The 233-nt window shown below is 72.5% G+C and carries 1 pseudogene; it reads right to left on the bottom strand.

The window, feature by feature from the left end:
* Window positions 1-233 (bottom strand): annotated as a pseudogene (locus AOQ53_RS47135) (NF041680 family putative transposase); the annotation flags it as partial.

Genomic DNA, 233 nt, shown 5'->3' with positions numbered 1-233 from the left:
CGGATCACCGTGCCCTCGATGACCGGCAGAGCACCCAGCTGGGAGACCCACGCAGAGCGGTGAGTCAGTCTGGGGTGGAGCCGGTCCCAGGCCCGGGCCGTGGCGGTGCCATACAAACGTGTTTTGGTCACCGTCGCCGCATCGGGAGTGTTCCAGGTGGCCGGATCGCCGAAGACGAACTCGCCGCCGTGGCGGGGCGGACGGCCCCGGGTGCCCGGCTCGCGGGGCGGGGC

The sequence above is a fragment of the Streptomyces azureus genome, assembly GCF_001270025.1.
Lineage (GTDB): Bacteria > Actinomycetota > Actinomycetes > Streptomycetales > Streptomycetaceae > Streptomyces > Streptomyces azureus.
The sequence above is the reverse complement of the archived record's forward strand: the minus strand, read 5'-3'. Positions and strand labels throughout refer to the sequence as shown.